Annotated in this window: 3 protein-coding genes and 1 pseudogene; 3 read left to right on the top strand and 1 reads right to left on the bottom strand. The window is 59.7% G+C overall.

The window, feature by feature from the left end; genetic code table 11:
• The 3 genes and pseudogenes from M0974_RS08670 to M0974_RS08660 form a co-directional block, all read left to right on the top strand.
• A pseudogene (locus tag M0974_RS08670) lies at positions 1 to 122 on the top strand (alkanesulfonate monooxygenase); the annotation flags it as partial.
• A gap of 130 nt (positions 123 to 252) precedes the next feature.
• Entirely contained in the window at positions 253 to 1,440 is a 1,188-nt protein-coding gene (locus tag M0974_RS08665) for an acyl-CoA dehydrogenase family protein (protein ID WP_297835371.1), read from the top strand.
• A gap of 9 nt (positions 1,441 to 1,449) precedes the next feature.
• Entirely contained in the window at positions 1,450 to 2,550 is a 1,101-nt protein-coding gene (locus tag M0974_RS08660; RefSeq protein ID WP_297835369.1) for a sigma-54-dependent Fis family transcriptional regulator, read from the top strand.
• A gap of 28 nt (positions 2,551 to 2,578) precedes the next feature.
• Here M0974_RS08660 and M0974_RS08655 read toward each other — a convergent pair.
• Positions 2,579 to 2,894: spore coat protein U domain-containing protein (locus M0974_RS08655; RefSeq protein ID WP_297835367.1), on the bottom strand; the 316-nt coding region annotated here is incomplete at its 5' end.

Genomic DNA, 2,894 nt, shown 5'->3' with positions numbered 1-2,894 from the left:
TGGTGTTCCCCTTGTTGCCGGAGCCCTACGCCGGCCTGGCCGGACACGGCATCACCAACCTGACCGGGCCGTTCGGCGAGATGATCGCCAACGATGTATTGCCGACCAAGGCCAAAGCCTGACGCTGTAGGCGCTGTCGAAGGCTGCGATCAATCGAGAACCGATTTACGGCTTTATCGCAGCCTTCGGCAGCGCCTACAGAAACGCGGCCATCTGCCGGACCGTGCCGCTTAAGAATGGAGGTAATAACGCGTGACTGCCAAGTTGCAAAAAACCCAAGTGGCGCCATTGGATATTGCCCGCGAACTGGCGGCCGAATTTGCTCACACCGCTGTCGAACGGGATCAACGTGGCGGTACTCCCAAGACCGAACGAGACGCCCTGCGTGCAAGCGGTTTACTGGCATTGAGTATCCCCAGCCAATTCGGCGGGCTGGACGCCCGCTGGAGCGAAACGTTTGAGGTGGTGCGTGAGTTTGCTCGGGTCGACAGCTCCATCGCCCATGTATTTGGCTTCCATCACCTGATGCTCGCAACCGTGAGGCTGTTCGCCACGCCCGCACAGTGGCAGCCGTGGTTTGAACTGACAGCCCGCAAGAACTGGTTTTGGGGTAATGCCTTGAACCCGTTGGACACGCGCACGGTGGTCAGGGGGCACAACGGCTGGCGCGAGTTTTCCGGCAAAAAAAGTTTCTGCTCAGGTGCCACAGACTCGGAGATGCTCATTGCGTCCGCAGTCGATGATGCGGCCGGCGGCAAGTTGCTGATCGCTGCAATCCCCAGCGGCCGTACCGGGATCACCCTGCATGGCGACTGGAACAACATGGGCCAGCGCCAGACAGACAGCGGCAGCGCAACGTTCGAACGGGTGCGGGTGGAGGAGTCCGATCTGCTACTGGACCCAGGCCCTCTGAGCACGCCGTTCGCCTGCTTGCGTCCGCTGATTGCGCAGCTACATTTTGCCAACATCTTCTTGGGCATTGCCGAAGGCGCTTTCGAAGAGGCGCGTAAATACACCCTTGAGGAGGCCCGCCCTTGGTTCAAGTCCAATGCGGCGCAGATCGGCCAGGACCCTTATGTGCTCAATCACTACGGTGAGTTCTGGGTCGGCCTGCAAAGCACCAGGCTGCTGGTCGAGCACGCGGGCGAAGCGCTGGACCGGGCGTGGGCCAAAGGTCCGGCATTGAGCAGCGAAGAACGTGGTCAGGTCGCGGTGGCCATCGCCACGGCCAAGGTAGCCGCAAGTCGCAATGGCCTTGAGTTGTGTAGCAAGGTCTTCGAGGTCACCGGGGCGCGTGCCACCCACGCCTCCGTGGCCCTCGACAGGCATTGGCGCAACCTGCGCACTCAGAGCCTGCATGACCCACTGGATTACAAGCTCCATGAATTGGGCGACTGGGCACTGAACGGTGCCCTACCCATCCCGACCTTCTACTCATAGTGGATCGCCATGCAACTGCTCACCTTACCGCCGTCTCCTGCCCTCGCCACCTCGATTCGCGCCACCGCGCAGGTGTTTGAGGACCCGAAATCAAAAGCGCTACTCGCGCACATTCAACAAGTCGCGCCCAGTGAAGCCAGCGTGCTGATCATTGGCGAAACCGGTACCGGCAAGGAACTGGTGGCACGCCATATCCACAACCTCAGTGCGCGCAGTGCTCGTCCTTTCGTCGCGGTCAACTGTGGCGCTTTCTCCGAAGCCCTGGTGGAAGCCGAGTTGTTTGGCCATGAAAAGGGAGCGTTCACTGGCGCCCTGAGCGCCAAGGCTGGCTGGTTCGAAGAGGCCAATGGCGGCACGCTGTTCCTCGATGAAATCGGCGATCTGCCGATGCCGATTCAGGTCAAGCTGCTGCGCGTGTTGCAAGAGCGAGAGGTGGTGCGATTGGGCTCGCGCAAAAGTATTCCCATCGATGTGCGGGTGCTGGCGGCGACCAACGTCCAGCTGGAGAAGGCCATCAATGCGGGACACTTTCGCGAGGACCTGTTCTACCGGCTTGACGTCGTCAGCCTGGAACTGACGCCGTTACGCGAACGCCCCGGCGATATCCTGCCGCTGACCCTGCATTTTATCGATTCCTACAGCCGACGACTGGGCTATGGCCAGGTAAGTCTTAGTGGCGAGGCCGAGCATAAACTGCGCACCTATGGCTGGCCGGGTAATATCCGCGAGCTTGAAAACGTCATCCACCACACGCTGCTGATTTGCCGCGACGGGGTTATTCAGAGCGACGACCTGCGCATGTCCAACATGCGCATCGAACGTCAGGACGAACTCCCGGCCGTCGATCAATCCTGCGAGGCGCTGCTGGAGCGCGCGTTTCAGAAGCTGTTTGAGGAGTCTGCCGGTGCCCTCCATGAAAAGGTCGAACACACCCTGCTGCGTGCGGCCTATCGTTTCTGCCATTACAACCAAGTGCATACCGCTAATTTATTGGGCCTGAGCCGCAACGTGATACGAACGCAGCTAATCAACATCGGTGAGCTGACCGTGAACAAACGCCGCCCGCCTGAACCCAATCCAGGTGACCGAATTTTACATCTGTCGATTTAGTCTGGCATTTAAATAACCGGCGGGAGCGTCAATAAACCAGGCGCACTCCACGGATTGCCAGGTATTGACCTGGGCCCACCCGCCGGCCGGGCTGCATGCGTGCATACACCGTGTAAACACGGCTTAGCGTGCTATTAGCCGCCAATGCATAACTGTCGGAAATCGCGCTGCTGGAAGTATCGCCCCAGAGCTGTCGATAACTGCCATCGGTGTACAGCTGATAGCTGGCCTCGCCATTACTGCCCGCCATGCCTTGTTCGCCATAGCCGGCAGTATCAGTCATCAGTTGGTAGCTGACATTCACGGCGCTCGCATCGCTTCGGCACACTACCGTCAGCGTAGCC

This window comes from Pseudomonas sp. (genome assembly GCF_026224925.1).
Classification (GTDB): domain Bacteria; phylum Pseudomonadota; class Gammaproteobacteria; order Pseudomonadales; family Pseudomonadaceae; genus Aquipseudomonas.
The sequence above is the reverse complement of the archived record's forward strand: the minus strand, read 5'-3'. Positions and strand labels throughout refer to the sequence as shown.

Excerpts from the sequence above, each read along its gene's own strand:
- M0974_RS08660 (WP_297835369.1), top strand. The coding sequence starts at position 1,450 with ATGCAACTGCTCACCTTACCGCCGTCTCCTGCCCTCGCCACCTCGATT.